The organism is Pseudomonas sp. PSPC2-3, from assembly GCF_049898265.1.
GTDB classification, from domain to species: domain Bacteria; phylum Pseudomonadota; class Gammaproteobacteria; order Pseudomonadales; family Pseudomonadaceae; genus Aquipseudomonas; species Aquipseudomonas veronii.
Genome location: NZ_JAFCXJ010000024.1, coordinates 1 through 1,255, shown reverse-complemented (window position 1 = coordinate 1,255; position 1,255 = coordinate 1). Strand labels below are relative to the sequence as shown.

The 1,255-nt window shown below is 65.2% G+C and carries 1 protein-coding gene and 1 pseudogene; both read left to right on the top strand.

Going from position 1 to position 1,255, the window contains the following annotated elements; translation table 11 throughout:
• Nucleotides 1-171: pseudogene (locus ACP7E3_RS31830) on the top strand (arabinose ABC transporter substrate-binding protein); the annotation flags it as partial.
• Nucleotides 168-1,255, top strand: a 1,088-nt coding sequence (locus tag ACP7E3_RS31825; RefSeq protein WP_426125510.1) for an ATP-binding cassette domain-containing protein, incomplete at its 3' end; no start/stop codon positions are given. The pseudogene ACP7E3_RS31830 and the gene ACP7E3_RS31825, both read left to right, overlap by 4 nt.

The following is a 1,255-nucleotide window of genomic DNA, read 5'->3' as shown; positions in this document are numbered from 1 at the left end:
GGTTCGATGCTGCCCAGCCCGCACATCGAGGGCTACAACACCGCGCTGATGATGTACGAGTGGGTCACCACCGGTAAGGAACCGCCGAAGTACACCGCGATGGACGAAGTGACGCTGATTACCCGCGCCAACTTCCAGGAAGAACTGACCAAGATCGGGCTGTGGAAATGACCGCAGCGGCACTGCGCTTTGACGGCATCGGCAAAACCTTCCCCGGGGTCAAGGCGCTGGACAGCATCAGTTTCACTGCCCATCCGGGGCAGGTACACGCGTTGATGGGCGAGAACGGCGCGGGCAAGTCGACGCTGCTGAAGATCCTCGGCGGCGCCTACATCCCGAGCAGCGGCAGCGTGCAGATCGGCGCGCAGACCATGGCCTTCAAATGCGCGGCCGACAGCATTGCCAGCGGCGTCGCGGTGATCCACCAGGAGCTGCATCTGGTGCCGGAAATGAGCGTCGCCGAGAACCTGTTCCTCGGGCATTTGCCGGCGCGTTTCGGCGTGGTCAACCGCAGCCAGCTGCGCCAGCGGGCGCTGGCGTGCCTCAAGGGCCTGGCCGATGAAATCGACCCGCAGGAAAAGCTCGGGCGCCTGTCCCTGGGCCAGCGCCAACTGGTGGAAATCGCCAAGGCGCTGTCGCGTGGCGCGCATGTGATTGCCTTCGATGAACCGACCAGCAGCCTGTCGGCTCGCGAGATCGACCGGCTGATGGCGATCATCACGCGCCTGCGCGACGAGGGCAAAGTGGTGCTGTACGTGTCCCATCGCATGGAAGAAGTGTTCCGCATTTGCGACGCGGTCACGGTGTTCAAGGACGGCCGCTACGTGCGTACCTTCGACGACATGCGTGCGCTGAGTCACGACCAGTTGGTCACCTGCATGGTCGGCCGCGATATCCAGGACATTTACGACTATCGACCGCGCGAGCACGGCGAGGTGGCGCTCAAGGTCGACGGTTTGCTCGGCCCAGGCTTGCGTGAACCGGTCAGCTTTGAGGTGCGCAAGGGCGAGATCCTCGGCCTGTTCGGCTTGGTCGGCGCCGGGCGCACCGAGCTGTTTCGCCTGCTCAGCGGCTTGCAGCGCGCCACGGCGGGGCAGTTGGAACTGTGCGGGCAAGCGCTGCAATTGCGCTCCCCGCGCGACGCCATCGCCGCCGGCGTGCTGCTGTGCCCGGAGGACCGCAAGAAGGAGGGCATCATCCCGCTGGGCAGCGTGGCCGAGAACATCAACATCAGCGCACGCGGCGCCCATTCCCG